Source organism: Streptomyces sp. NPDC030995, from assembly GCF_055571215.1.
In genome coordinates, this window is record NZ_JBVIFS010000005.1 from 30,082 (window position 1) to 56,665 (window position 26,584).

Annotated in this window: 17 protein-coding genes; 9 read left to right on the top strand and 8 right to left on the bottom strand. The window is 72.3% G+C overall.

Annotated elements, in window-relative coordinates; translation table 11 throughout:
- Window positions 1-88: 88 nt before the first annotated feature.
- A complete protein-coding gene (locus ACZ45T_RS10410) occupies window positions 89-2,107 on the bottom strand; it encodes a galactose-binding domain-containing protein (protein WP_468439475.1) in 2,019 nt (672 codons plus the stop codon).
- A 257-nt stretch (window positions 2,108-2,364) separates the two neighbouring features.
- On the opposite strand from ACZ45T_RS10410, the gene ACZ45T_RS10415 reads away from it, so the two are divergent.
- Entirely contained in the window at window positions 2,365-2,649 is a 285-nt protein-coding gene (locus tag ACZ45T_RS10415; protein ID WP_468439477.1) for a hypothetical protein, read from the top strand.
- A 15-nt stretch (window positions 2,650-2,664) separates the two neighbouring features.
- On the opposite strand, the gene ACZ45T_RS10420 is transcribed toward ACZ45T_RS10415, so the two are convergent.
- Both ACZ45T_RS10420 and ACZ45T_RS10425 read right to left on the bottom strand, forming a co-directional pair.
- Window positions 2,665-3,855 carry a serine hydrolase domain-containing protein gene (locus tag ACZ45T_RS10420; RefSeq protein ID WP_468439479.1) on the bottom strand — a complete coding sequence of 397 codons (1,191 nt, stop codon included), beginning with the start codon at window positions 3,853-3,855 and terminating at the stop codon, window positions 2,665-2,667.
- Window positions 3,856-3,996: 141 nt separating this feature from the next.
- Complete coding sequence (locus ACZ45T_RS10425) at window positions 3,997-5,625, bottom strand: AMP-binding protein (protein ID WP_468439481.1); 1,629 nt, start codon at window positions 5,623-5,625, stop codon at window positions 3,997-3,999.
- 152 nt (window positions 5,626-5,777) lie between these two features.
- On the opposite strand from ACZ45T_RS10425, the gene ACZ45T_RS10430 reads away from it, so the two are divergent.
- Complete coding sequence (locus tag ACZ45T_RS10430) at window positions 5,778-6,140, top strand: zinc ribbon domain-containing protein YjdM (RefSeq protein ID WP_468439483.1); 363 nt, start codon at window positions 5,778-5,780, stop codon at window positions 6,138-6,140.
- A gap of 10 nt (window positions 6,141-6,150) precedes the next feature.
- Here the strand turns inward: ACZ45T_RS10430 and ACZ45T_RS10435 are convergent, their stop codons facing one another.
- Window positions 6,151-7,095, bottom strand: coding sequence for a helix-turn-helix domain-containing protein (locus tag ACZ45T_RS10435; protein ID WP_468439485.1), 945 nt, complete (start codon window positions 7,093-7,095; stop codon window positions 6,151-6,153).
- A gap of 166 nt (window positions 7,096-7,261) precedes the next feature.
- Here ACZ45T_RS10435 and ACZ45T_RS10440 point away from each other — a divergent pair, with 166 nt between their 5' ends.
- The 4 genes from ACZ45T_RS10440 (at window position 7,262) to ACZ45T_RS10455 (ending at window position 11,218) form a co-directional block, all read left to right on the top strand.
- Window positions 7,262-8,698 (top strand): MFS transporter, encoded by a 1,437-nt coding sequence (locus tag ACZ45T_RS10440; RefSeq protein WP_468439487.1) that lies wholly within the window; start codon window positions 7,262-7,264, stop codon window positions 8,696-8,698.
- 115 nt (window positions 8,699-8,813) lie between these two features.
- A complete protein-coding gene (locus ACZ45T_RS10445; protein ID WP_468439489.1) occupies window positions 8,814-9,758 on the top strand; it encodes a hypothetical protein in 945 nt (314 codons plus the stop codon).
- A 154-nt stretch (window positions 9,759-9,912) separates the two neighbouring features.
- Complete coding sequence (locus ACZ45T_RS10450; protein ID WP_468439490.1) at window positions 9,913-10,401, top strand: hypothetical protein; 489 nt, start codon at window positions 9,913-9,915, stop codon at window positions 10,399-10,401.
- A complete protein-coding gene (locus ACZ45T_RS10455) occupies window positions 10,382-11,218 on the top strand; it encodes an inositol monophosphatase family protein (RefSeq protein ID WP_468439491.1) in 837 nt (278 codons plus the stop codon). Before ACZ45T_RS10450 ends, ACZ45T_RS10455 begins: the two co-directional genes overlap by 20 nt.
- 38 nt (window positions 11,219-11,256) lie before the next feature.
- Here ACZ45T_RS10455 and ACZ45T_RS10460 read toward each other — a convergent pair whose 3' ends face one another.
- Window positions 11,257-12,447: an SLC13 family permease gene (locus ACZ45T_RS10460; protein WP_468439493.1), complete on the bottom strand. Its 1,191-nt coding sequence runs from the start codon at window positions 12,445-12,447 to the stop codon at window positions 11,257-11,259.
- Between the two features lie 168 nt (window positions 12,448-12,615).
- On the opposite strand from ACZ45T_RS10460, the gene ACZ45T_RS10465 reads away from it, so the two are divergent.
- The 3 genes from ACZ45T_RS10465 (at window position 12,616) to ACZ45T_RS10475 (ending at window position 22,127) form a co-directional block, all read left to right on the top strand.
- A complete protein-coding gene (locus tag ACZ45T_RS10465) occupies window positions 12,616-18,465 on the top strand; it encodes a WD40 domain-containing protein (RefSeq protein WP_468440023.1) in 5,850 nt (1,949 codons plus the stop codon).
- A gap of 19 nt (window positions 18,466-18,484) precedes the next feature.
- Complete coding sequence (locus ACZ45T_RS10470) at window positions 18,485-19,237, top strand: tyrosine-protein phosphatase (RefSeq protein WP_468439495.1); 753 nt, start codon at window positions 18,485-18,487, stop codon at window positions 19,235-19,237.
- 256 nt (window positions 19,238-19,493) lie between these two features.
- Window positions 19,494-22,127 (top strand): SpoIIE family protein phosphatase, encoded by a 2,634-nt coding sequence (locus ACZ45T_RS10475; RefSeq protein WP_468439497.1) that lies wholly within the window; start codon window positions 19,494-19,496, stop codon window positions 22,125-22,127.
- A 10-nt stretch (window positions 22,128-22,137) separates the two neighbouring features.
- Here ACZ45T_RS10475 and ACZ45T_RS10480 read toward each other — a convergent pair whose 3' ends face one another.
- The 3 genes from ACZ45T_RS10480 to ACZ45T_RS10490 form a co-directional block, all read right to left on the bottom strand.
- A complete protein-coding gene (locus ACZ45T_RS10480; RefSeq protein WP_468439500.1) occupies window positions 22,138-23,394 on the bottom strand; it encodes a vWA domain-containing protein in 1,257 nt (418 codons plus the stop codon).
- Entirely contained in the window at window positions 23,391-24,638 is a 1,248-nt protein-coding gene (locus ACZ45T_RS10485) for an AAA family ATPase (RefSeq protein WP_468440025.1), read from the bottom strand. The genes ACZ45T_RS10480 and ACZ45T_RS10485 overlap by 4 nt, the downstream gene beginning before the upstream one ends.
- A gap of 108 nt (window positions 24,639-24,746) precedes the next feature.
- Window positions 24,747-26,189, bottom strand: coding sequence for a hypothetical protein (locus ACZ45T_RS10490; RefSeq protein WP_468439502.1), 1,443 nt, complete (start codon window positions 26,187-26,189; stop codon window positions 24,747-24,749).
- Between the last annotated feature and the right edge of the window lie 395 nt (window positions 26,190-26,584).

A 26,584-nucleotide genomic window follows, 5' to 3' on the forward strand; every position in this document is an offset into this window, starting at 1 on the left:
CCCCTTCCTCCCTCCCCCCCCCCCTCTCCCCCCCCCCCCCCCCCCCCCCCCCCCCCCCCCCCCCCCCCCCCCCCGACTGCTGCGGCCGTCAGCCGCTGTAGACCCCGACCTCGTGCAGGGAGTAGCCCCACTGAGTGCCGCGCTGGAGCCCCTGGACGCGTACGTAGCGCGCCGAGACGCCCGAGAACCGCGCCGTGTCGAGCCCGCCGTCACCGGAGTCGGTGGACCATACGCTCTGCCAGTCCGTGCCGTTGGCGGACACCTCGATGCGGTAGCCCCGTGCGTACGCGGCCTCCCAGTCGAGGGTGATGCGCTTGACCAGGCTCGCGGACCCCAGGTCGATCTGGAGCCACTGGTTGTCGTTCCACTCGCTCGCCCAGCGGGTGCCCGTGTCCCCGTCGACGGCCCGGCCCGGTGCGTAGCTCACGAACGGGTTCCACCACTCGGACGTGGACGCCGAGGCGGACGCTCCGGAGGCGAGGTTCACCCCGGCCTTGTGGCGCTCGGACGCGGACCACGTGCCGAGGTAGGACTCGGCGCCCCGCATCAGGTCGTCGATCACGTCCTGGCCGCCGACCAGCCGGATGTCCTCGATCCAGTCCGGCACCAGGCCGTAGTGCGAGGCGCCGTCGGTGTTGAGGTCCCAAGTGCGCTGCCCGGTGGTCTGCTTGTCGATGACGGAGCCGCCGTCGACGCTGCGGAAGGGGTACTTCACCGGGTTCGGGGTGTTCGCGCCCCGCGGGCCGGGCCAGCCGCCGACACCGTTCATGTCGGTGCCGTAGCCGTAGCCCACGTTGTACTTGTCGCGCAGCGCGTCCGTGCGCTTGGCCTCCGCGCTGAACCCCTCGGAGCCGCTCATGTACTGGGCGGCGAAACCGCCGAGCTTGTAGAGGCGCTCGGTCCAGTTGAGGTCCATCCAGCTGTGCGAGGAGATCACGCCCGGGTACGACTCGGACTCCAGGATGTCGAAGGCCCGGCCCGCCGCCTTGACGCTCATGTGGTCGACTTCGAGCATCATCTTGCGTTTCATCATCCCGCGCACCGCGTACTCGCCGAGCTCGGTGAGACCGCGGGTGTTGCACTGGGCGTCCGCGGCGTACGAGGGGACCGCCACACCCGCGGGCAGCTCCTTCTCCGCCGAGGGCGCCGCCGCCAGGCCGATGGGGTTGTCGTGCTGCGGGCCGGTGCACTTCTCGGTCTTCCAGAAGGTGCCGGTCGACAGGAACTGGCCCACGTTGATCGCGGTGCCGAGCGCGCCCTGGTCGAAGCGGACCCCGCACAGGGCGTTGTCGAACTTGTGGCACAGGAACATGCTGCGGACGCCCAGCTTGTGCAGCTCGTCCAGGCCGCGGTCGATGTCCGCCTTGCTGCACTGCCCGATGTCCAGGATCTGCTTGCAGCCGAACGGCTCGGAGGTCTCGACCCCGAGGACGACGGCCAGCTTGCCCTGCTTGATGACGTCGCGGGCCTGCGCGGAGTCGGTGACGATCCGGAACCAGCCCTTGCCCGGGCCGCCGTACATCTTGTCGATGTAGGCCTGCATGTCGTACGACTTCTGCGCCTCCAGGCGGATGGCGGTCATCTCGTCGCAGCTGCGGTCCTTGAAGAAGTAGACCGAGCAGATCACGCCGTTGGTGACGAGGTCGTTGACGAGCACCCGCTGACCACCGCGCCAGGCTCGCTCGACCCAGGCGTAGTAGTTCTGCTGGTGGGTCAGCGAATCGTGGGCGGGCCAGTCCTTGAAGGTGGGCCAGCCGTTCGGGTCGTGCTTGCCGTCACCGCCCTTGGTGATGAAGTCGAAGATCGCGAGCGAGCCGTCCGGATAGTGCTCGGGACAGTCCTTGAGCGCGTCGGCCACCCCCAGTTCGGAGAACGGCTTGCCGCAGATGAGACGGCCACCGAAGCCCTCGTTGGACATCAGGTGGTCGTGCGCGTCGACGAAGCCCCGGACCCGGCCCTCGGAGTCGGTTCCCTTGAAGGGCTCGCCCGTGACGTTGATGTCGGAGTCGGGTGCGGGCCGGGCGACCGGGTTCCACCAGCCGGGGTCGGCGGCGGAGCTGGGCACGGGGCCGAGCACCATGGCCACCACGGCGAGGAGCAATGACATGACGGCCAGGGGCCTACGCCTGTGGTGCGTGTGTCGATTAATGGTCATCACTCACGTCTTCGGTCAGCGGAGGGTGCGGTTCGGCCACCGGCGTGGCTTGTCATGGACCGCACAAATATTGCGACGAGGATCGCCACTGGCGCCGACAGAGTCAAGAGTCCGGGACGGATGACCTGATGAGTCGTCAGGATCGTTATTCCCCGGAGTTCGCGGTGTCGATTTCGGCAAGTCGCCCCCGAGCGGCCTACCGTCGGGGTATGAGCGAGATTGTCGTGGTGTACGAGCTCGGCGCACCGGTGACCGAGCACGGCTCCGGGGGCTCCTCCCCAGGCGGCGACGCGCTCGTGCTGCGCGTGCACGCCGCGCCCACCGCCCCGGGAATGACGGCCGTCCCCGGTCCGCGGACCTTCTGCGGCAGGGACACCTTCGCCATGGGAACGGCCCCGTGGCAGCCTGCCGGGCATCCCGGCTCCGGGTGGTTCGACCCGCAGTACGCGAACCGGGTCTGCCCGGCCTGCGACGACGCGGTGGGCAACGGCTGAGCGTGCGCGAAGGGGTCAGCGCTGCTCGGGCAGGTCCATCTCGGCCGGGGTGAATCCGAGCCCGCGCTGGGTGGGCTTGCCGGGCTGCTTGCCGCAGAACGCGGCTTCGAGCGTCCCGCCGAGGGCGGTGTTGGCCGCCCCCTTGTTCGAGGTGTTCGCCATGGCGGAGAGGCTGCGCCGGCCGTCGCGGGTGGAGAAGGCGTAGGTGTAGAAGCCCTGCACGGTGCCCGTGTGGCCGTAGACCGACGTGCCGCAGGAGAGGTCGTAGCGACGCAGGCCCAGCCCGTAGAACCGGGTGTTCGTGGTGTCGGTCGGGGTCATGGTGAGCATGGCGTCCAGCATCCGTGCCGGCAGCAGCCGGCCGCCGAGCAGCGCGGAGGTGAAGGAGTTCAGATCGGCCGGGCTGGAGATGATCGCCCCCGCGGACTGGGCCCAGGAAACGGTCTGCTCGGTGGAGTCGACCAGGGGCGCCCCGGCCTCGTCCGGGTGGAGGTAGCCGCGCGCGTGCAGTCCGTCGATCCGCGTCCCGGGGTGCACGTAGGAGGTGTTCCGCAGGGCCAGCGGCTTGATGATGCGCCGGTCGTACTCCGCGGCCACCCCGTTGCCGGTGATCTTCTCGATGAGCATGCCGACGACGACGAAGTTGGTGTTCGAGTACTTGTACGCCGCGCCGGGCTCGGTGGTCCTCGGTTCGCTCAGCGAGAGCTTCACCAGCTCCTGGTAGCTGAACACCTTGTTCCGCACGGCCTCGAAGCCGGGCACGGTCTTGTCGAACATGGCGTTCGTGTAGTCCGCCAGTCCGCTCCGGTGGGTCAGCAGATGACGCACGGTGATCCGGTCGTCGGGCAGCAGGCCGGGCAGGTAGTGGTTGACGGAGGTGTCCAGGGCGATCCGGTCCTCGCCCGCCAGCTGGAGCAGGACGACCGCGGAGAAGGTCTTGCTGACGCTGCCGATCCGGAAGCGGGCCTGGGGGTTCATGGCCGCGCCCGTGCTCTTGTCGCGTACGCCCAGGGCCTGGGTCTTGACGCCGGCCGGGCCGGTGAAGCGGGCCATGGCCCCCGGCGCTCCGGCGTCGGTCGTGTTCCGCAGCGCCTGGGTCAGCGCCTCCATGTCGGGGGTGACCGGGGACGCGTGGGCGGTGGACACCGGCGTCACGGCGGCCATCACCGCCAGCAGGGCCGCGCTGAGGGTCAGGCGTCGGGTCATGGGCGGGGTCACTGTGGTCCTCCGGTGGTCGGTCGGCAGGGCAAAGAGGAGCGGCGCCGCGGACCGGTCGGGTCGGGCGACGCCGCGCCTACGTAAGATCATCGGTCAGGAACGGGGTGGTCCGGTCCGCAACGCGCCGTTCTACGAGCGCTGTTCCAGCAGCCGGGCCGCCGCCTCGCGCATCTCGACCTTGCGGATCTTCCCGGTGACGGTCATGGGGAACTCCTCCACGACGTGCACGTAGCGCGGGATCTTGAAGTGGGCCAACCGCCCGTCGCAGTACGCCCGTACGGCGGCCGCGGTCAGCGGCTCGGCGCCGTCGCGCATCCGCACCCACGCCATCAGCTCTTCCCCGTACTTCGCGTCGGGAACGCCGATGACCTGCACGTCCAGTACGTCCGGATGGGCGTGCAGGAACTCCTCGATCTCCCGCGGGTACACGTTCTCGCCGCCGCGGATCACCATGTCCTTGATCCGGCCGGTGATGCTCAGGTACCCGTCGTCGTCCATGACGGCCAGGTCGCCGGTGTGCATCCAGCGGGCCGCGTCGACGGCCTCGGCGGTCCGCTCCGGCTCCGCCCAGTAGCCGAGCATGACCGAGTAGCCGCGGGTGCACAGCTCGCCCGGCTCCCCGCGGGGCACCGTCCGCCCCGAGACCGGATCGACCACCTTCACTTCCAGGTGCGGCCCCACGCGGCCCACGGTGGACACCCGGCGCTCGATCGAGTCGTCGGCGCGGGTCTGCGTCGAGACCGGGGAGGTCTCCGTCATCCCGTAGCAGATGGACACCTCGGTCATGCCCATCCGGTCGATGACCTCCTTCATCACCTCCACCGGACAGGGCGAGCCCGCCATGATCCCGGTCCGCAGGCTGGACAGGTCGTACCCGTCGAAGCCGGGATCGGCCAGTTCGGCGATGAACATGGTGGGGACGCCGTAGAGCGAGGTGCACGACTCCGATTCGACCGCGGCCAGGGTGGCCGCCGGATCGAACGACGGCGCGGGGATCACCATGGCCGCACCGTGGCTGGTGCACGCGAGATTGCCCATCACCATGCCGAAGCAGTGGTAGAAGGGCACCGGGAGGCAGACCCGGTCGCGCTCGGTGTAGTGGCACAACTCGCCCACGAAGAAGCCGTTGTTGAGGATGTTGTGGTGCGAGAGCGTGGCGCCCTTGGGGAAGCCGGTGGTCCCCGAGGTGTACTGGATGTTGACGGCGTCGTCCGGGCTGAGCGCGGCCTGGGCCCGCACGAGGTCCGCCGGGTCGCCCCGCCGTCCCCGCTCCAGCAGGGAGGCCCAGAGGGGTCCCTCCAGCAGGGCCGTGAACTCCAGCATCGGGCAGCGCGGCCGCACCTCCTCGATCATGGCCGCGTAGTCGGAGGTCTTGAAGCGCTCCGCCGCGACCAGCAGCCGGACCCCGGACTGCCGGAGCACGTATTCCAGTTCGTGGGAGCGGTACGCGGGGTTCACGGTGACGAGGACCGCCCCGATCTTGGCGGTGGCGTACTGCACCAGCGTCCACTCCGCGCGGTTGGGTGCCCAGATGCCGACCCGGTCCCCCCGGACGATGCCCAGATCCAGCAGCCCGAGCGCGAGGGCGTCGACGTCGGCCGCCAGCTCCGCGTACGTCCACCTGCGCCCGGCGGCCACGTCCACGAGGGCGTCGCGCCCGGGGAACCTCCGCACGGTGCGGTCCAGGTTCTCGCCGATGGTGTCGCCCAGCAGCGGCACCTCACAGACCCCGGACGCGTAGCTCGATGCGGCAGACACATGGACCTCCTGGACTGGGTGGGCGTGAGCGGGTGATCCGCGCCGACCCGGACTCTTGCACAAGCCGGGTACCGTCCTCGCGGCTTCCGGGAAAGCCGGTGTCGGCCGACGGCGCGCTGATCTGCACCGATGGCCTGAAATACACTGGTGAGGTGACCGAGACCTCCTTGCCCCCCTGCCCCGAGTGCAACAGCGCGTACGCCTACGAGATGGGCGCGCTCCTGATCTGCCCCGAGTGCGGACACGAATGGCAGCCGGCCGCGGCCGCCGCCGGGGCCGGTGGCGCCTCCGAGGAGCGGGTGATCAAGGATTCGGTCGGCAACGTGCTGTCCGACGGCGACACGGTGACGGTCGTCAAGGGTCTGAAGGTCAAGGGCAGCACCTCCGGCATCAAGGCGGGCACCAAGGTGCGCAACATCCGCCTCGTCGAGGGTGTCGACGGCCATGACATCGACTGCAAGATCGAGGGCTTCGGCGCCATGCAGCTGAAGTCGAGCGTGGTCAGGAAGGTCTGACCGGGCCGTCCTACCGCCCCCGGCCTCCGCCTCCGCCCCCGCCCCCGAAGCCCGTGTCCGCATCCGCCGACGCGGGCTTCGGGGTTTCGCGCCCCGCGCCGGCGCGATCGGCGGTGAGGCTCGACAGCATGCGCAGCGCCGCGTCGGAGGGGGAGGACTCGGGGGCGCTGTAGAGCAGCATCCGGTGGTTGGTGCCGTCGGTGAGGTGCAGGCTCTCGAAATCGAGGGTGAGCGGACCCACGACCGGGTGGTGCAGGGTCTTGGTCCCGACGGTGCAGTCCCGTACGGGGTGCTTGGACCAGAGCGAGGCGAAGTCGGGGCTCTGCAGCATCAGGGACCCGATGAGCTCGGCGAGCGCGCGGTCCTCGGGATTGCGTCCGGCGACCAGGCGCAGCGCCGCCAGGGCGACGCGGGCCTCGCTCTTCCAGTCCGTGTAGAGCTCCCGGGTGTGCGGGTCGAGGAACAGCATCCGCGTGAGGTTGGGGCGCACGGCCGGATCGTCGGGGCTCGCGAGGTCGAGGTGCCCGGCGAGCAGGGCGTGGCCCAGCGGATTCCAGGCGAGCACGTTGTTGCGGCCGTCCAGGACGACGGCGGGGACCTGCGGCATCGCGCCGATCAGGCGGCGCGTGGCGTCCCGGGCGTACTCGGGGCGGGGCGACGGGGTCCGCTTGGTGCGGGGCGGCCGGGCCAGGTCGAGCAGATGCGCGTGCTCGTCCGGGGTCAGGCGCAGGGCGCGGGCCAGGGAGTCGAGGACGCTGTCCGAGGCGTTGGTGCTCTGCCCCTGCTCCAGGTGCGTGTAGTAGGTGATGCTCACGCCCGCCAACAGCGCGAGCTCCTCGCGCCGCAGCCCGGGCACCCGCCGGCGGGTGCCGTGGGAGGGGAGCCCGACGTCCTCGGGCTGGAGCTGGGCGCGGCGGGTACGGAGGAAGGCGCCCAGGGCAGTGGGTGTGTCCATGTCCTCCAGTGTGCCGGGGGAGGGCGCCGGACAGCGGCCCCGAAGGTGGCCCTGGCAGTGCCAGCTTCCCCGGCGCCAGCACAACCAGGGGGCTGGGTAACTCCCGCCGCCCGCACCACAGTCGACCGGGCAACACCGTGTTGCGTGAGCGAGAGGATGCGTGGCGATGTCGGTTGTCGAGGGTGTGCGGGCGGATGCCGGTGCGGGAGACGGCGCAGGGTCCGGGGCGCCGGTCCGTCTGGACGGGCGTTTGAAGCTGGTGCTGGTGGTGCTGCTGGTGGCGCAGTTCATGCTGGCGGTCGACTTCTCCATTCTGAACGTGGCGTTGCCGGTGATCGGCGACGGGCTCGGATTCTCCCTGTCGGATCTGCAGTGGATCGCGACGTCGTTCGCCCTGTGCGCCGCCGGGTTCACCCTCCTCTTCGGGCGGGTCGCGGATCTGTTCGGCCGCCGCCGGCTGTTCCTGGCGGGTCTGGCGGTGCTGGGCCTGTCCTCGCTGGCGGGTGGTCTGGCGAACGGTCCGGAGATGCTGCTGATCGCCCGCGTCTTCCAGGGGCTGGCGACGGCGGCCGTGACCCCGGCGGGTCTGTCGCTGCTGACGACCTCGTTCCCCGAGGGCCCGCTGCGGCAGAAGGCACTCGGTCTGAACGGTGCGTTGATGTCCGCGGGCTTCACGACGGGCGCGATCCTGGGCGGTGTCCTGACCGATCTGCTGTCGTGGCGGTGGGCGTTCCTCGTCAACGTCCCGGTCGCGCTGGCCGTCCTGATCATCGCCCCCGCGGTCATCAAGGAGTCCCGTCCCACCACCCGCCCGAAGCTGGACCTGCCGGGTGCGGCGGCTGTGACGTCCGGTCTGCTCGCCTTGATCTACGGTCTGACACAGGCGGGCGAACGCGGTTGGGGTTCGGGTGCGGCGCTGGGCTGGCTCGCCGCCGGTGCGGTGCTGCTGGTGGTGTTCTACGCGGTGGAGTCGAAGTCGGCGAGTCCGCTGGTGCCGGTGTCGGTGCTGAAGAGGAAGACGGTGGCCTGGGGCAACATCGCGGGTCTGCTCGCGTTCCTGACGGAGACGAGCCTGGTCTTCCTGATGACGCTCCACCTCCAGGACGTGCTCGACTTCTCGCCGCTGACGGCCGGCCTGTCGTTCGGCGTGCTGGGCATCGGCACGGTCATCGGCGGTTCGGTCGCGCCGCGGGTGATCGCCGCGACGAGCACCCGTACGACGCTCGTGGCGGGTGGCGTGCTGCAGGCGGCCGCGACGCTGAGCCTGGTCGGGTTGGGGGAGACCTCGGGGACGATGTGGCTGTTGCTGGTCGCGACGTTCGCGGGGGGCATCGGCAACATGCTGGTGATCGTCGGATTCATGGTGACGGCGACGACGGGCCTGCCCGATCACGAGCAGGGCATGGCGACGGGCCTGGCGACGATGACGCAGCAGATCGGCATCACGATGGGTACGCCGATCATGTCGGCGATCGCGGCGTCGCAGCCGGACATCCATGCGGGGATCACGACCGCGGTCGTCGTCAACACCGTGATCGTCCTCCTCGGCACCCTCACCACCGTCCTCTTCCTTCCCGACAGGGCTGCCCGGCAGTCCGGCTGACGGTGTGTGCGCTCTACGACCGCCGGGTGTGCGCGGGTAGCCGATAAGTGCCACTGGTGGCGCCGCGGGGGCATCTCCTACCATCGGTGCACGGGCGGGGGAGGGGGGTGCGTCCATGACGGCGCATGTCGGGCGGCTGGAGCGTTTCGTGGCCTGGGTGCTGCGCAACGCCGACGTGGTCGTCGCCCTGTTCATCGCGATGGTGGTCGGGTTCCTGGACATCTTCGGGGACGTCATCGACGACGACGTGTCCTCCGGTGCCACCCTCGTCGTGCTCGGTCTGCTCGCGACCGGGTCGATCGTGGAGCGCGTACGCCGCCCCGCGAGCATTCAGGAGGCCATGAGCGGGACCCGCCGCGCCCTGGAAGACCTCGCCATGGTGCGGTCCCTCTCGGGCAACGAGGTCGGCGAGGCCCTGCGCGAGGCCCGGCAGCACACCAACCTCTGGTATTTCAAGGGCGGTACGGGCACCTACCTGCGGGCGGTCACGCTGCCCCTGTGCGTGAGCGCGGCCAAGGAGCAGCGGTCGCAGCTCAATGTGAAGATCGACATCGTCAACCCGGCCGACGAGCGGGCGTGCGCCGCGTACGCCCGCTTCCGGCAGATGTTCGGCAGGCAGCGCCAGAACGACGAGGTGTGGACCACCGACCGGGTCCGGCGGGAGTCGTACGCGACGGTTCTCGCCGCCTGTTGGTACCAGCGGCAGCTCACGACGCTGGAAATCAGCGTGCACCTGTCGTCCGCCGTGCCGACCCTGCGCTTCGACCTGTCCGAGACCTGCCTGGTCATCACCCAGGACGACCAGTCCCGGGTCAACCTGCTGGTGGAGCGGGGACAGCCGCTCTACGACTACTACGTGACCGAGTTGCACCAGAGCCGCGAGCAGGCCACCGCTCTCGACCTGCGCGTCGCCTCGCCACTCGGCCAGGAGCCCACCGTCGACGAGGTGCGGACGCTCTTCGACGAGCTGCGGCTCCCGCTGCCGCGCGTCTTCACCGACAGCGACATCGGCAAGATCATCGAGAAGGCCCTGCACGCGGAGGACCCCTACAGGAGGTGAGGCGCCCAGGCGCGCACCCATGGACTACGAGCTTGAAAGGTCTCTCGTCACCCTGGAGGAAATCGCCACCGGGACACGGGAGTTACATGCTGTACGTCATCCCCTCGGATTCCTCTGCCTCCCGCTGCTGAGAGAGGGCCCGCGCGGAGTCTGTGTGCATCTCTTCGAGGCCGGCAACCGCCCCGAGCCCGACGCGTCGCCCATGCACTGCCACAGCTGGGAGCTGCGCAGCCACGTGCTCTACGGCCGGGTGGCCAACCTCCCCGTGCACACCAGCGCGGTGGCCGACGGCGAGGCCGGCGCGACGCATCGGGTGTTCGAGGTGTGCAGCCGCAGCGACGGCGTGGACGAGATCCGGCCCACCCCGCTCCTGGTGCGCAGTGAGATCGGCCCCGCCCACATCACCTCCGGCGGGGAGAGCTACACCCTGGCCGCGGGCGAGTTCCACGCCACCGCCCTGGCGGGCGAGGCCCCCGCGGCCACCCTGGTGCACGGGTTCTCGATCCCCGGGCAGGTCGACCTCTCGCTGGGGCCGCTCGACGGCCGCCCGCGCCGCACGACCCGCCGGCTGTGCGACACGGGGCAGACGGTGCGCAGCGCCCATACCGTCCTCAGGAGGATCGATGCCGAACAGCGGGCCTGATTTCGAGCGCGAGCTGCAGGTCGCCGTCGCCGCGGCCCAGGAGGCGGGCGGCCTGTTGCGCAGGCGCTTCGGCACGGCGCAGTGCCTGCGGACGAAGGGCGAGTCCGGGGACGTGGTGGTGGACCTCGACCTCGCCGCCGAGAAGCTCGTACTCGGCCGCATCCAGCGGCACTTCCCGCACGACCGGATCCTGTCCGAGGAGGCCGGGCTCCTCGACGCGGCGGGTGAGCGCACCTGGCTGGTCGACCCGTTGGACGGCAGCAACAACGTCGCGATCGGACTGCCCGCCTATGTGGTGGGGATCGGGCTGTGCCTGGGAAGCACCCCGGTGATGGGCGTGGTGCACGAGCCCGTCACCGGCGAGACCTGGCACGCGGTCAAGGGACGGGGAGCCCACGGGGCGGCCGGGGCGCTGCCCGGTCCCGACCACGCACTGCCGCGCACCGGGCCCGTCGTCGCCTGGACCCAGGGGTACGCCGTGCGGCGCGGCGACCCGACGGCGGCTGCGCTGCGCGGGGCGCTCGAACTGCACTGCCGGCGCGTACTGCAGCTGTGGGCGCCCCTGCTCGGCTGGAGCCTGCTGGCGCGCGGCACCATCGACGCCTTCGTCGGCTACCGGGCCGAGGGCGTGGACCTGCCGACCGGGGCGCTGCTCGCGGCCGAGGCGGGGGTGGAGCTGCGCACGCTGTCCGGGGCGGAGTTCAGACCGGGCTTCGCCGGGGACGACAGCGGGCGCAGTTTCGTCGCCGCGCGCGGCGAGACCCTGGCCCACCTGCTGCGAGAGGTGGGCGCGGCGGCCGAGCGGGCATCGGGGTGATGCGCCGGGCCGACCGGCCCACCGCGCCGGTCACAGCACTAGGTGGTGGCCGCCAGTGCCACCGTCGCCGCCAGTGTGCCCGTCACCGCCAGCACCAGCCCCGTACCGAGGAAGCGGCCCAGCTCGATCCGGGTGCCGTGCCAGCGGCACCGCTCGAACCACAGCAGGGTGGCCAGCGAGGCCCACGGCGTGATGACCGGACCCACGTTGACGCCGATGAGCTGCGCGAGCAGCTGCTCGTGGTTGGCCTCGGGGATGGCCGCCTCGCCGGCCATGTAGGCGGGGAGGTTGTTCAGCGCGTTGGAGAAGCCCGCGCCGACCGCGGCGGACCGGAGCATCCCCATCACGCCGTTGTCGGAGCCCATCGCCGTCGTCAGTATCTCGTGCAGCCCATGGGCGTTGACGGTCTCCACGACCAGGAACATCCCCGGGACGAGGACGAGGAGCCGCCAGGGGATCAGCGACAGGCGCAGCGCCTCCCGGCTGCGCACCGCGAAGGCCACCAGCACGATCAGCGCGGCCGTCATCGACGCCGTCCACAGCGGCACGTCGGCGAGGAGGATCGCCAGCAGGAATCCGGCGCACGCCAGCGCGCACACGCGGAACAGGACCCGGTCCGCCGGGCGCGGCGGCGACGGGGGCTCGTAGCGCAGCTCGCCGCGCCGGCCCAGGCGCCAGTAGAAGCCCCACAGACAGGCCATCGTGACGGAGATGGACGCCACTTGCGGTGCCCACATGGTGGCGGCCATCTCCGACGGAGCCAGTGCCACGCGGTCCGCGGCCAGCAGGTTCGTCAGATTCGACACGGGAAGCAGCAGGCTCGCCGTATTGGCCAGCCACACCGTGGTCATCGCCAGCGGCACGGCCGCGATGCCCACCCGCGTCGCCAGCGCCAGCATCACCGGGGTCAGCAGTACCGCCGTGGTGTCCAGGTTGAGAGTGATCGTGGTGACGGACGCGAACAGCACGCAGAGACCGAAGAGGAGGAGGTAGTTTCCGCGGGCCGCCCGCGCCACCCAGGTGGCGACCACGTCGAAGACCTCGGCCTTGCCCGTCAGCTCGGCGAGGACGATCACCGTGGCGAGGAACACCAGCAGCGGACCGATGCGCTCCATCACGTCCCCGGCGGGCCCGGTGGGCAGCAGACCCGTGGCGACGCACAGCACACCGAGCGCGAGCAGCCCGCCGGCCAGCCAGTCCAGTGGATGCAGACGCCTGAGGAGAGACACGCCGAACAGACTCGCACAAACAGGCGGTCGGCCATCAGATGGTGCGGACGGAATCGGACAGGCCCGTCCGGGTGACGCGACCGGCGCCCCACCGGCGGCCGGGAGCCGTCCCTCGTCTTCGACGAGCCGAAGCCGTCGCAGCAAGGACGCCCCTACGATGGTCCCATGATGACGGATGGGCAATTCGGCGCTCCTGCAAGAGAGTTCGACTTCTTCATCAGCTACTCGCCGGCAGACGAACAATGGGCCGCATGGATTGCCTGGACCCTGGAGGAAGCCGGCTACCGCACCGTGGTGCAGGCCTGGGACTTTGTACCAGGAACCAACTTCATAGACTTCATGGACCGCGGAGTCAGCGAGTCCGTCGCGGTGATCGCCGTATTGTCACGCCATTACGAACGCTCCACCTACGGCCGCATGGAATGGCAGGCCGCGCTCCGCGCCTCCCCCGAGTCCCCCGAACGGCGACTGCTGACCGTACGGGTGGACGCGATCCCGATCGAGGGACTGCTCGCCACGATCACCTACGTCGACCTGGTGGGCGTGGCCGACATCGACGCCGCCCGCTCCCTGCTGCTGACGAGGGTCGGGCAGGCCGTCGACGGGCACGCCCGCCCGGGGCGCCGGCCCGGCTTTCCGGGGAGCGCCTCGGGCGCCACCCGTCACCCGGAGCAGCCCAATCCGGCCCGGCCGCAGCCGAGCGCGCTCGCCGGCCCCGGCTGGTCGGGGCGGCGGCGGCCGGCCAGGGCGCCGGTCTATCCGCAGGCCTCGCAGGCCGGCGGGAGCAGCGCCCAGGACGCCGTCACCGTCCTGCACCTGGCCGGGCCCGACTTCGGGCGCGGCCGCGAGCCCGACTCGCTCAGCCGGCAGATCCGCGGTGACCTCATCATGCTCAGGGACGCGGGAGCGCCCGCCCCCGACCTGATGGTGGTGACCGGGGACCTCACCGCGTCCGGCAGCCCGCGCGAGTGCGACCAGGCCCTGAGCTTCCTCACCGCGCTGCGGTCCCAGCTCGACCTGTCCCCCCAGCGGGTGATGGTGGTGCCGGGGGCGCAGGACGTGAACCAGGCGGCCTCCCTGGCGTACTTCCACAGCTGCGAGGCCGACGAGGTGGCGCCGCAGCCCCCGTACTGGCCCAAGTGGCGCCACTACACCCGGCTCTTCCGCGGCCTCTACCAGGGCCTGGACACCGTCTTCGACAGCGATCAGCCGTGGACCCTTTTCCCCGTGCCCGAGCTGAGCACGGTCGTCGCCGGATTCAACTCCTCCATGGCCTACAGCCACCGCCCCGAGGAGCAGTACGGATTCATCGGCCGCGACCAGGCCGCCTGGTTCGCCGAGGCCATGCGCCGGTACGAGGAGGAGGGCTGGCTGCGCATCGGCGCGCTGCGCCATCCCCTCACCGACGGCCGCCGCCCGGGCGACGCCGTGGGCGGCCCCGGCGGGCTGCGGGACGCCGACACCCTCGCCCGGCTGGCCGCCCCGCGGCTGCACCTGCTGCTGCACGGGCCCACCGGCGGGCCGCGCACCCTCGCCGCGGACCCCAGCCGCAGCCAACTGGCCGGCGCCGCCGGCGAGCTGCCGCTCTTCGGCTCCGCCGGCCCCGCCAGGTTCCAGCTGCTCCAGGTCACCGCGGACGGCGTCACCCGCTGGCAGGACCGGATCGAGGTCGCCTCCGAGCGCTTCCCCGCCGACTGGAGGCAGACCCGCCGGGTCTTCCCCGTACCCGAGCTGCCCCCCGTCATCACCGCCGAGCCCGCGGTCGGCAGGGCGCCCCTGGACGATCCGGCCGCCTCGCTCGTCGAACGGGTCAAGGAGATCTGCCGGGTGCGCAGGGAAGGCGTACGGCTGCGCGACGTGCCGCGCCGCGAACCGGACGACATGGCGCAGATCATGGCCACCTGGCGGGAGCAGGAGGACGGCGTCGTGCAGCAGCAACGCATCGCCGTCCACCCCGGCACCCCCACCGAGGAGGAACTCGACCGCTTCATCGCCCAGGTGCACGCGACCGACCCCGGCTCCGAGGCCGTCCTGGTGTACGCGGGCGACGGGCCGGCCGGCGGGCTGCGGCAGCGGGCGGTCAGCCACGGCGTACGGGTCAGGCTGCGCAGCTTCATCGAGTTCCAGGGCCTGCTGGACCTGCGCGGCTACGTCGCCGCGCAGACCGCCCGCCTCAGCAGCAGCGAGCAGTACGCCCCCGGCCTCTACCTCCCCCAGCGCTACCGCGACGCCGACCGTCCTGACGGCCAGGACCGCGCCGGCCAGGAACGCGACGGCCTCGTCGAGGAGCTGCTGGAGCTCCTGGAGTCCGACCACGGCCGGTTCGTCCTGCTCCTCGGCGACTTCGGGCACGGCAAGACCTTCGCCCTGCGCGAGCTGGCCCGCCGCATCTCCGAACAACTCCCGCACCTGACACCGCTGTTGATCCCGCTGAACACCCTGGACCGGGCCCACAGCCTGGAAGGGCTGGTCGCCGCCCACCTGGCCGGACACGGAGTCGACACCATCGACCTGCGGGCCCTGCGCTACATGCTCGCCCAGGGCCGCGTCGTCCTGCTCTTCGACGGCTTCGACGAGCTGGTCAACCGGGTCAGCTACGACCGGGCCGCCGACCACCTCCAGGTCCTCCTCGACGCCGCCGTCGACAACGCCAAGATCGTGGTCAGCAGCCGCACCCAGCACTTCAAGTCGCACGCCCAGATCCTCACCGCGCTCGGCGAGCGCGTCGGACTGCTCCCGCAGCGCCGGATCCTGTCCGTCGAGGGCTTCACCCCGGCGCAGATCCGCTCGTACCTGGTGCGCAGCTACGGCGACGAGCACGCGGCCGACCAGCGCTTCCAGCTCCTGCGCAACATCCCCGACCTGCTGATGCTCTGCCGCAATCCCCGGCTGCTCTCCTTCGTCGCCGACCTGAGCCAGGACCAGCTACGGGCGGTCGCCGGGGCGGGCCGTGCGCTCAGCGCCGCGCGGCTGTACCAGGACGTCTTCACCTCCTGGCTCGACCACGAGGAACTGCGCGGCCAGGGCGGTCCCGGCGCCCCGCCCGGACTCACCATCGACCAGCTGTGGGCCGCGGTGACCGCGCTGGCCTGGCGGCTGTGGGAGAGCGGCCGCAGCGCCCTGCGGCTCGACGAGCTCACCGAGACCGTGGCCAGCACCCTCAGTGAACTCACCGAGTCCCCGCTCTCCCCGGCCGAGCGCGCCCAGGCGGTCGGCGCGGGCAGCCTGCTGGTGCGCAGCGACGACGGCGTCTTCCAGTTCATCCACGGCTCCGTCATCGAATGGCTGGTCGCGAGGGAGGCCGCCCACCAGCTCGCCCGTGGACAGCACGCCCTGCTCTTCGCCCGCCCGCTCAGCCAGCTCGCGGTGGAGTTCTTCTGCGATCTCGCCGACCACGCACTGTGCGCCCGCTGGGTGCGCGACGTCCTCGACTCGCCCGGACGCGGGGTCAACGACGCCGCCCGCGCCAACGCCATGCGGATCAGCGACCGGCTCCGGGTGCCCGCCAACGCCGATCTGCGCGGCGCCAGGCTCGCCGGTGAGGACCTCTCGCACCGCGACTTCTCCGGGGTCGACCTCAGCGACGCCGATCTGACGGACACCCGGCTGATCGGCGCCAACCTCTCCGGCGCCCTGCTCCGGGGCACCCGGCTCACGGGCGCCCGCCTCGACCGGGCCGACCTGAGCCGGGCCGACCTCACCGGCGCGGACCTGTGCCGGGCCCGGCTGACCCGGGCCGATCTGCGCGGCGCCCTGCTGACCGGCAGCCGCTGGCACCGGGCCGCGCTCATCGACGTGACGCTGGACGACGGGGTGCGGTCGGCCCCCGAGCTCAGGACCGCCGCGATCGCGCCCGGGATGCCGGTGGACGCCGGGTTCCGACCGTCGGCGGTCGGCGTCCCGTACGGCTTCGGCATGCGCACCAGCCGGCTGCCCGAGCCCATCGCGTACAGCGCCGACGGCGAACTCCTCGCCGTCGGCAGCGAGGACGGCTCCATCCTGGTCTGCGGCGCCGACGACGGCCGGGCGGTGCGCACCCTCCAGGGGCACGAAGGGCGGGTGTACGCCGTGAAATTCCGGGACGGCGTCATCGCCACCGGGGGCTCCGACGGCACCGTACGGCTCTGGGACCCGGTGACCGGAGCCTGCCGCCACCGCCTGGAGATCCACCCCGACGGGGTGTGGCCGGTCTCGTTCGATCCGGCCGGCACCCTGCTCGCCACGGGCGACCGCGAGGGCCTGGTCACGGTCTGGGACGTGGCCACGGGCGAGCCCGTGCACCGGCTGCCCGGGCACATCGCGCCCGTCTACACCGCGGTCCACGGCCCGGACAACATGCTGCTCACCGGCGACGCGGCCGCGAAGGCACGGCTCTGGGACCTGGCCACCGGGCGCTGCATCCGGGAGATCGACGGCCATCAGGGGGCCGTGTACCGCGCCAGGTTCAGCCCGGACGGCACGCTCTTCGCCACCGCCGACCGGGGCGAGAACGGGCAGGGCGGCACGGTCCGGATCTGGCGGACGGCCGACGCACAGCTGCTGCACGAGTTCACCGGACACACCGGCCGCGTCTACGTCCTCGATTTCCACCACGAGGGGCACCTCCTCGCCAGCGGCTGCACCGACGGCCAGGTGCGGCTCTGGGACCCCGTCGTCGGCACCCCCGCCGGCATACTCGAACGCGGCACGGGCGCCGTCTACCAGGTGCTGTTCGGCGACGACGGGAAGCTCCTCGCCGCGTGCGACAGCAACGGCGCGGTCCGGCTGTGGACGGTCACCGGGCGACCGCACGGATACGCGGTCACCCTCCACGCCCAGCAGCCGTCCGAGCACCGGGGCACCGCCTGGGCTTGCGCCTTCCGGCCCGGCGACGGCCAACTCCTCACCGTCGGCAACGACGGTGGCGCGCAGATCTGGGACTCCGCCACCGGCCAGGGCAAGCGCATCCTGCGCGGCCACGGCCGCCGGATCAGCGGCGTCGCCTTCAGCGCGGACGGAGCGCAACTGGCGACCGCCGGCAACGACGGGGTCGTACGGCTCTGGGAGACGCGCACGGGGCGTCGTACCGGCGAGCTCACCGGGCGCGGCGACCGGCTGGTCTCGGCGGTGTTCAGTCCCGTCGACCCCATCCTGGCCACGGCCAGCAACGACGGGGACATGTACCTGTGGGACCCGGAGGACGGCGAGTACCTGAGGGAACTCGACGCCGAGACCGAACACGTCTGGGCGGAGGCCTTCAACGCCGACGGCACGCTGCTCGCCACCGCCAACGACGACGACACCGTGCGGGTCTGGTTCCGTCCCACGGGTTCCCCCGTGTCGAATCTGGCCCGGCACCGGGGCAGGGTCCGCTCGATCGCCTTCCGCTCGGACACCGATGTGCTGGCCACCGGTTGCGACGACAGTTTCGTGCGGGTGTGGGACGCCAGGAGCGGCGACCTCCTGGCGGAGCTCGGCGGCGGCGCCGGGCACGCGGACCGGGTGTACGGAGTCGTGTACGGCCCGCGCAGCGCATGGCTGGCCAGCGCGAGCTGGGACGGCAGCGCCATCGTCTGGCGGGACGGCGAGCCGAGTCTGCGCCTGCGCGGGCGCGGCGGACGCCTGTGGGCCGTGGCCGCGCACCCGAGCCGCCCGCTGGTGGCAGCTGCGGGCGACGACCGCGCCATCGGCCTGTGGCACGCCGAGACGGGTGAGCACGTCACCGACCTCGTCGGCCACACCGGCCGGGTGCTCACCCTCGCGTTCTCCCCGGACGGCACGACCCTGGCCAGCGGAGCGGAGGACGGCACCGTACGGCTCTGGAATCTCCCGGAGCAGGGGGAGCCGCCCTCGCTGCGCGCGACGCTGATGGGCATCGCGGGCGGCTGGGCGGCGCTGACACCGGGCGGCGGATATAAATATGAGGGCGATGTGGCCGGTGAGTTCTGGCACGTCGTGGGGATGTCCCGGTTCACCCCGGGGGAGCTGGACGAGTACCTGCCGGGCGTGCACCGTCTGCCGCTGGGCGAGGAACTGTGAGAATCGAGGGGGAGCACCGTTGAACCGGCACGTCGAGTTCGAGAGCCTGCACAACTTCCGCGACATGGGCGGCTACCGCGCCGCCGACGGCCGGACCGTGGCGTGGCGCACGCTGTACCGGTCGGACTCGCTCGGCAAGCTGCGGGGCGCCGACTGGGAGAGGTTCCTGGAGCTGGGCGTCGGTACCGTGATCGACCTGCGCTACCCGTGGGAGATCGAGGCCAAGGGCCGGGTGCCGGAGGCGGAGCGGTTCCACTACGTGAACCTGAGCATCGAGCACCGGCCCTACGACCAGGCCGGCATCGACCCGGAGATCGACCCCTGGCGCTACCTCGCGGACCGGTTCGCGGAGGTCACCGAGGACGGGGCCGAGGAGATACGGCAGGTGCTGGAGGAGATCGCCGGGGCGTCCGGCCCGGTGGTCTTCCACTGCGCCTCGGGCAAGGACCGGACCGGGCTGATCGGGATGCTCGTACTGACCCTGCTCGGGGTGGACCGGGAGGAGGTCCTCGCCGACTTCGCGCTCACCGAGCTGGCCACGGAGCGCCTGATCGGGGACTGGCGCGCGGCCCACCCGGACCGGGAGCTGAAGTGGCCCGGCTACGGCCGCGCGCCCGCAGTGATCATGGAGTTGGTCCTGGCGGACCTGGAGGCCCGCCACGGCTCGGTGCTGGGCTATCTGGAGGACAGGGTCAAGCTGTCGCACCGGACGGCGGAGCGCCTGCGCGCCCGGTTCCTGACGGGCGGGGACGTGCCCGTGGGCCCGGCTTGACGCCGCCCGCCACACGGCGTAGTCCGGAAGACATGGGGCGCCGAGCAGAACGGAAAGGTGGCGAGCCGGATCTACGAGTGGAAGTGAGACGGGGCGACCACCTGGATGTACGGCGCGCATGCCGGGGGCCATGGGCGCCCGGAAGTGCTACAACTGGGTTCGTGACCTTTCCTCGCCACCCGTACCGGGTACGTCGGTGCGGTCACCTCTAGGCAACAGGTTCAGGAGCGTCGCCGGACAGGTATTCGTCCTCCAGGTGGCGATCGTGGTGTTGCTCGCGGCCGGGGCCCTGCTGGCCCTGGTGCTCCAGTCCCGGCACGACATCGAGCGCGAGGCACGCAACCGGTCGGTTTCCGTCGCCGAGACCTTCGCCCACTCCCTCGGTCTGCAGGACGCGCTGAAGACGCCCGACCCGGCCGCCGTCCTGCAGCCCCTCGCCGAGCAGACCCGCAAGGCCGCCGGGGTGGACTTCATCGTGGTGATGGACACCCACGGCATCCGGTACAGCCATCCCCAGCCGGACCGCATCGGAAAGCGCTTCGTCGGCACGATCGAGCCCTCGCTCGCCGGGCGGGTCCACACCGAGAGCGTGGACGGCCCGCTCGGCAAGGAGATCCAGGCGGTGGTGCCGGTCACGGCGGCCGACGGCCGGGTCGTCGCACTCGTGTCGGCGGGCCTGACCGTGAAGAACGTGACCGGTGTCGTCGACCGGCAGCTCCCCGTCATCCTCCTGGCCATCGCGACGGGCCTGGCCCTGGCCACCGCCGGCACGGCCCTGATCAGCCGCCGGCTGCGCCGTCAGACCCACGGGCTGGGCACGCAGGAGATGACCCGGATGTACGAGCACCACGACGCGGTGCTCCATGCCGTGCGCGAGGGGGTGCTGATCACCGACGGCGAGGGGCGGCTGCTGCTGGCGAACGACGAGGCGAAGCGGCTCCTCGGGCTGCCGGAGGACGCCGAGGGACGCCACATCGGCGCGGTACCGGGCCTGGACCGCCGGATGGCGGACCTGCTGCTGTCCGGCCGGGAGACCACCGACGAGGTGCTGGAGACCGGGGAGCGGCTGCTCGTGGTCAACCAGCGGCCCACCCACCCCCGGGGCCGGCCCGAGGGCACCGCGGTCACCATCCGTGACTCCACGGAGATGCAGGTCCTCACCAGCCGGGCCGACACCGCCCGCAGACGGCTCAAGCTGCTGTACGACGCCGGGGGCGACATCGGCACCAGCCTCGACGTGGTGCGGACGGCCGAGGAGCTGGCCACCGTGGCCGTACCCCGCTTCGCGGACTTCGTCACCGTCGACCTGGCGGACCCGGTGCTCGACGGGGAGGAGCCCGGCCCGGGCGCCGACATGCGGCGCACGGCGGTGAACGGCATCCGCTCCGACCACCCCCTCTACCCGCGCGGCCAGCTGATCGGCTACCTCCCGTCCACCCCGCAGGCGCGCGGCTACGGCACCGGTGACGCCGAGCTGGTCCCCGACCTCTCCGACGCGCCCGGCTGGCACGCCCAGGACCCGCCGCGCGCCCGGGCCATCGTCGAGTACGGCATCCACTCGCTCATCGCAGCGCCCCTCAAGGCCCGGGGCGTCGTACTCGGGGTGGTCAACTTCTGGCGCTCGCAGAAGCCGGAGCCCTTCGACGAGGACGAGCTGTCCCTCGCCGAGGAGCTCGTCGCCCGCGCCGCGGTCAGCATGGACAACGCGCGCCGCTACACCCGTGAACACGCCCTCGCCGAGACGCTCCAGCGCAGCCTGCTGCCGCGCGCCCTGCCCGAGCAGAGCGCCATGGACGTCGCGCACTTCTACCTGCCCGCGCAGTCCGGAGTGGGCGGGGACTGGTTCGACGTGATCCCGCTGCCCGGCAGCCGGGTCGCGCTGGTCGTCGGCGACGTCGTGGGACACGGCCTGCACGCCGCGGCCACCATGGGGCGGCTGCGTACGGCGGTGCACAACTTCTCCTCGCTCGACCTGCCGCCCGACGAGATCCTCGCCCGGCTCGACGACCTCGTACAGCGCATCGACCACGACCGTGACGGGGACGGCGACGACACGAACGGCGGGGTCATGGGCGCGACCTGCCTGTACGCCGTATACGACCCGGTGTCCCAGCACTGCACGATGGCGAGGGCGGGGCACCTGCCGCCCCTGGTCGTCGCCCCCGACGGCACGACGGAGATCGTGGAGCTGCCGGCCGGACCCCCGCTGGGGCTGGGAGGCATGCCCTTCGAAACCGCGGACCTGTACCTGGAGGAAGGCAGCCAGCTCGTCCTGTACACGGACGGACTGGTCGAGGAGCGGAGCCGGGACATCGGCGAGGGCCTGGAGCTGCTGCGCACCGCACTGAGCCATCCCGACCGGGACCCGCACGAGAGCTGCCGGGCCGTACTGGACCTGCTGCTCCCGGCCCGGCCGGCCGACGACGTGGCGCTGCTCATCGCGCGGACGCTGACCCTCGGCGAGGACCGGGTCGTGCAGTGGGACGTACCGATGGAGCCGAGCGCGGTCGGCGCCATCCGCAACCTCGCGGCGAAGAAGCTCGAGCAGTGGGGCCTGACGGAACTCGGCTTCGCCACGGAGCTGATCCTCAGCGAACTGATCACCAACGCCCTGCGGTACGGCAGCGCGCCGGTACGCGTACGGCTGCTGTACGACCACACCCTGACCTGCGAGGTGTGGGACGGCAGCAGCAACGCCCCGCACCTGCGGTACGCCGCCACCACGGACGAGGGCGGGCGCGGACTGTTCCTGGTGGCGCAGCTCAGCGAGCGCTGGGGCACCCGGTACACACCCGACAGCAAGATCATCTGGGCGGAGCAGGCACTGCCCGGGTCCCCGGGCGCCGCGGCACCCGAGCTCGCGGGCTTCCTGGACGTGGATCCTCTCTGACCGAGTGGGCTCAGCGGCCGGGAGCCGAGCCGATCTCGACCACGCGGGCCCACGCGGGCGGCGAGTCCGGGACGTAGTCGGGGTCGTCCTCGTCCCACGACCCGCCGGAATGGCGCCTGGGGAACAGGCCCACCACCGTCCGGCACGACGGCCGCGCGTCCGGCCAGGGCGTCTGCCCGTCGGTCAGGACCACGACGACATCCGGCCCGGGCCGGGTACGCAGCGCCCGGGCGAAGCCCGTCCGCAGATCCGTGCCCCCGCCGCCGATCAACGGGATCCCCTCGGCACGGCACAGCGGGTGCACGAGCTGGGCCGAGGCGTCGCACGGCAGCACGCTGACCAGGTCGCGCCGGCCGCCCACCGCCCGGGAGATCGCGGCGACCTCGTGCAGCGCGCTGCCCAGCTCGGAGTCACTGACCGAGCCCGAGGTGTCGATGATGACGGCGACCCGGGGCGGCCTGCGCCGCAGGCTCGGCAGAATCGCGCCGGGCACCCCGGCCGAGCGCCGCGACGGCCGGCCGTACGTGTAGTCCTCGCCCGCGCCGGCCCCGGAGGTCGCCGAGCGCAGCGCCGCCCCCAGCAGCTCCCGCCACGGCTGCGACGGGTGGAACACCTCCTCCGCCCACCGCCGCCAGCCCTTCGGGGCGTTCCCCGGACGGCCGGTGATGCCCTGCGCCACCCGGAACCGCACGGCGTCCCGCTCCTGTTCGCTGAGGCCGTGCGCGCCGTCCGGCCCCAGGTCCCACTCGCGGTCCAGCCCGTCGGCGCCACTGCCGCAGTCCAGCCAGGCCATGTCCTGCGTGTGCGGTCCGAGCTGGAACTGGCGCAGGTAGTCCTCCATGAGCTGACCCGGGTCCAGCCTCAAGGTGCCCGGCTCGACCGCTCCCTCGGGCTTGACCAACCCGTCGCCGAACACGTCGTCGTTGATCTCGCAGTCCGCGGCGATGTTCATCCGGAGCCGCTGCGCCCGCCCGCTCAGCCCGTGCTCCCGCGCGAACCGGTCGCTGCGCCCGTGATGGTCGCGCAGCAGGTGCGAGACCTCGTGCACCCACACGCCGGCCAGTTCCTCCACCGGGGTCAGCTCCACGAACGACGGTGAGACGTAGCACCGCCAGTGCCGGTCGACGGCCATCGTCGGTACCCTCCGCGACTCCACGGTGTGCAGGGCGAACAGCGCGGTCGCCAGGTACGGACGGGCCCGGGCGGCGTGCAACCGGGCGGCGTAGAGCTTGTCGAGGTCCAGTGTCCCCGGCGCGTCCCGGGTCATCGGCCCGCCTTCGCGGTGACCCGGGCCGCGGCCAGGGCCGCCGAGCGGTCCGCCCGCCGGGACAGCGACACCGCTCCGGCCAGGCGTTCGATCGACGCCGGAACGTCCCAGTCCTGCTGACGCAGCGAGGCCAGGGTGGTCGCGGGGACGACCACCAGGTCCGGGGCGCCGGTCTCCAGCGCCCGCACCAGCAGGGCCCACGCCGCGTCCCAGCGGGCCTTCTCGGGGCGTGCGCGGACCGCGGCCACCACACCGTCGAGCACGGCTTGGCGCAGGTCCCCCCGCTCGGGCAGGACGGCAGCCCCCGGGTCGGCGAGGAGCACCTCGGGGTCCGGGAGGTCCATCCGGTCCAGGCTCGCCAGCAGCTCCAGCCCGGGCCCGTCCCCCACGGTGCCCCTGACCAGCAAGGACAGCACGTCCCGGGAGGAGCCGGCCGCGGTCGCGAAGGCGATCAGGCACACGGTCATGTCCCAGCTCCGCGGCGACGGCCAGGCGCCGCCGCGGCGGGCCTCGCTGCTGGGCAGCCGGTGCACGAGCGTCGGGCGGGCGGCGAGCAGCCCGCACACCGCGCGGCGGGCGAAGTCCACAGCCGCCGACAGCTTGTGCGGGTCGAGCCGGGGCAGCGTCGCCACGGGCCACGTCCCGCCGAGGCCGCGTACGACGACCTCGTGGTCGTGGGTCCACTGGAGGTGTACGAACCGGTTGGCCAGGGGCGGGCTGAGCTCCCAGCCGTCGGCCGCCGAGGAGCGCGGATTGGCGGCTGCCACGATCCGCACGCCGGGCGGCAGTTGGAGGGCGCCGATCCGCCGCTCCAGCACGAGGCGGAGCAGCGCGGCCTGAACGGCCGGCGGCGCGGTGGACAGTTCGTCCAGGAACAGCAGCCCGCGGCCGGCCCGTACGAGTCGCACGGCCCAGTCCGGCGGGGCCATCGGGACACCCTGCTCGGCGGGATCGTCCCCGACGATGGGCAGCCCCGAGAAGTCGGAGGGCTCGTGCACGCTGGCGATCACCGTGGTCAGCGGCAGGTCCAGGGTCGCGGCGAGCTGGGTCAGGGCCGCGGTCTTGCCGATCCCCGGCTCACCCCACAGGAGCACGGGCAGGTCGGCGGCCACCGCCAGGGTCAGGGCCTCCAGTTGGCTGTCGGGGCGCGGTTCGGTGGCGGTGTCGCGCAGCAGGGCCAGCAGATCGCCGGCGACGTCGAGCTGGGAGGGCGTGGGCGTGGGCATGGGCGGGGGCGTGGGCATGGGCATGTTGGATCACCTGTGGGTTCGTGAGAAGGCGAGCGGATGCAGGGGAGCGGCCAAGCGGCCAAGCGGCTACGGGGGCAGGGGGAGGGGACAGGCGTCCCCGGGTCAGCGGGAGAGCGTCTGGCGCGGGTGGGAGCGGTGGTCGCGGGGGCGTCGCAGGCCCGGGTAGGTGCGGCCGGGTGCCGGTTGGGCCAGACCCGCCCGGAACAGCCCGTAGGTGATCCGCTGTTGGGCGGCCGCCTCCAGCGCGTCGCGCAGCGAGCCGGTGCGCAGCAGCGCGTCGGGGCCCAGCAAGCCGGCGACGACGTCCAGCGCCCCGGCGGTGTCACCGTGGGCCAGGCGTTCGCGGACTCCGGTGAGGCAGTCCGGACGGCGGTGCGCCACGTCGATGGCCTGCAGGCAGGGCAGGGGGGTACCGGTCAGGGCGACCAGGAGTTCCTCGCGGCGGATCTCGTCCGGGTCGTGGTCCAACGGGGCGAGCACCCCGTCGACCAGGCCGATCCGGTGCTGAGCTCCCCGGCACTCCACGAGGCGCGGTTGTCCCGCCAGGTCCCCGGCCCCTGACACGGCGGCCGGGGCGTGATCCGGTGCCAGCGCCGAGGCGACCAGCGGGTGCAGCCGGTCGGCCCGGATCGAACCCGTGCGGATCAGTTCCAGGTCGGGCAGCACCCAGGTCGCCGCGTCGGGCAGGACCGGCAGCGCGGAAGCGCTGCCGTCGGCGGGGGCCGCCGCGATCCGCAGGAGGGGCGGCCCGTGGCCGTCCGCGTGCTCGTCCGCGTGCTCGTCCGCGACCAGGTCGAGGACCAGCCGCCGCCGGGCCCCGAACCGTACGGTGACGGTGTGACCGGCGGTCCGTCCCTCGGCACGGAGCAGTATCCCCGCCTCGGCCGCCCACCGGTCCACGGCGCAGCGGCTCCCTTCGGGCACCGCTACCAGCGGATCCGGAACCGCATGCGGATCGGGGTCCGTCGTGCGACGGCCGTCGGCGGGCAGCCGGTCGGCCCCGGACCGGATCCGCAGCTCCTCGGTCCTGCGCGCGTCCCACAGGTGGTGGTGCAGGTCCAGGCGGAACCGCCGGTCGGGACGGGCGTGCGGATGACGGCGGGCACCGTCCTCCGCGCGGGATCCGTCCCACAGCGCGAGGCTGATCCGCTGACCGGCGTCCGCCCAGGCGGGCGCGGTCCGGACCACGAGGTACACCGGCGTCTCGCCGTCCCGCCCCGCGGCGTCGTACCGGGCCAGGGCGATGGTCAGCCCCGGGCGCAGGAGCCCGTCGGGGGCGATCCTCGGCATGTGCCAGCGCAGCAGATCCGGTGCCAGATGGCGGAGATCGGCCCGGATGCGGGCCGCGAGTGCCCGGCCGTGGGTGCGTGCGGTTCTTCTCAGGTTGAGATCGACATCGAAGCCTGCGGCGGCGCACGCCCCCGCCCAGTCGCCGGCATGCCGACGGGCGGTCGCAGTCTCGATCATGGACGGCGGCACGGCGAACTCGCGCACGCGCAGCCAGAAGGAAAGGCGGGAATCCTCGTTCGCGGTCTCAGTGAGCATCAGCACTCACCTTGCGCGGACGGGACCCCCGATCTGTTCAGGAAGTGAGTCATCATCGTGCGTGACCATACCCCTGCGGCTTTCGAACTGCCAGGCATTTTCAGGGCGAAGGGACGCCCGGTGGTGCTGGTCCAGGTGGAGCGGCCGAACGTGGCCGAGCAGCCACCCGGCAGCGGCTTCGCCGACGACCTGGTCCGGCCCGGAGACCTCGTGGTCGTCAAGCGCACGGTTCGCGGACGCCATGTCCGGGTTCGCCGCCGACGAGCACGACTTCACCGTGGAACGGATCTTCCCCCGGTTCGGCGAGGTGCACGACACGGCCGTCCACACCTGAGCCGGCGACCCGGCCCGGGCGATCCCCGCAGTCCGCGAGGATCGTCCGGACACCGGCGCGC

What these genes read in the sequence shown, in the direction of transcription:
- ACZ45T_RS10410 (WP_468439475.1), bottom strand. Translation starts at nt 2,107, where the DNA reads ATGTCATTGCTCCTCGCCGTGGTGGCCATGGTGCTCGGCCCCGTGCCC.
- ACZ45T_RS10415 (WP_468439477.1), top strand. Translation starts at nt 2,365, where the DNA reads ATGAGCGAGATTGTCGTGGTGTACGAGCTCGGCGCACCGGTGACCGAG.
- ACZ45T_RS10420 (WP_468439479.1), bottom strand. Translation starts at nt 3,855, where the DNA reads ATGACCCGACGCCTGACCCTCAGCGCGGCCCTGCTGGCGGTGATGGCC.
- ACZ45T_RS10435 (WP_468439485.1), bottom strand. Translation starts at nt 7,095, where the DNA reads ATGGACACACCCACTGCCCTGGGCGCCTTCCTCCGTACCCGCCGCGCC.
- ACZ45T_RS10440 (WP_468439487.1), top strand. Translation starts at nt 7,262, where the DNA reads ATGTCGGTTGTCGAGGGTGTGCGGGCGGATGCCGGTGCGGGAGACGGC.
- ACZ45T_RS10445 (WP_468439489.1), top strand. Translation starts at nt 8,814, where the DNA reads ATGACGGCGCATGTCGGGCGGCTGGAGCGTTTCGTGGCCTGGGTGCTG.
- ACZ45T_RS10455 (WP_468439491.1), top strand. Translation starts at nt 10,382, where the DNA reads ATGCCGAACAGCGGGCCTGATTTCGAGCGCGAGCTGCAGGTCGCCGTC.
- ACZ45T_RS10465 (WP_468440023.1), top strand. Translation starts at nt 12,616, where the DNA reads ATGACGGATGGGCAATTCGGCGCTCCTGCAAGAGAGTTCGACTTCTTC.
- ACZ45T_RS10480 (WP_468439500.1), bottom strand. Translation starts at nt 23,394, where the DNA reads ATGACCCGGGACGCGCCGGGGACACTGGACCTCGACAAGCTCTACGCC.
- ACZ45T_RS10485 (WP_468440025.1), bottom strand. Translation starts at nt 24,638, where the DNA reads ATGCCCACGCCCCCGCCCATGCCCACGCCCACGCCCTCCCAGCTCGAC.
- ACZ45T_RS10490 (WP_468439502.1), bottom strand. Translation starts at nt 26,189, where the DNA reads ATGCTCACTGAGACCGCGAACGAGGATTCCCGCCTTTCCTTCTGGCTG.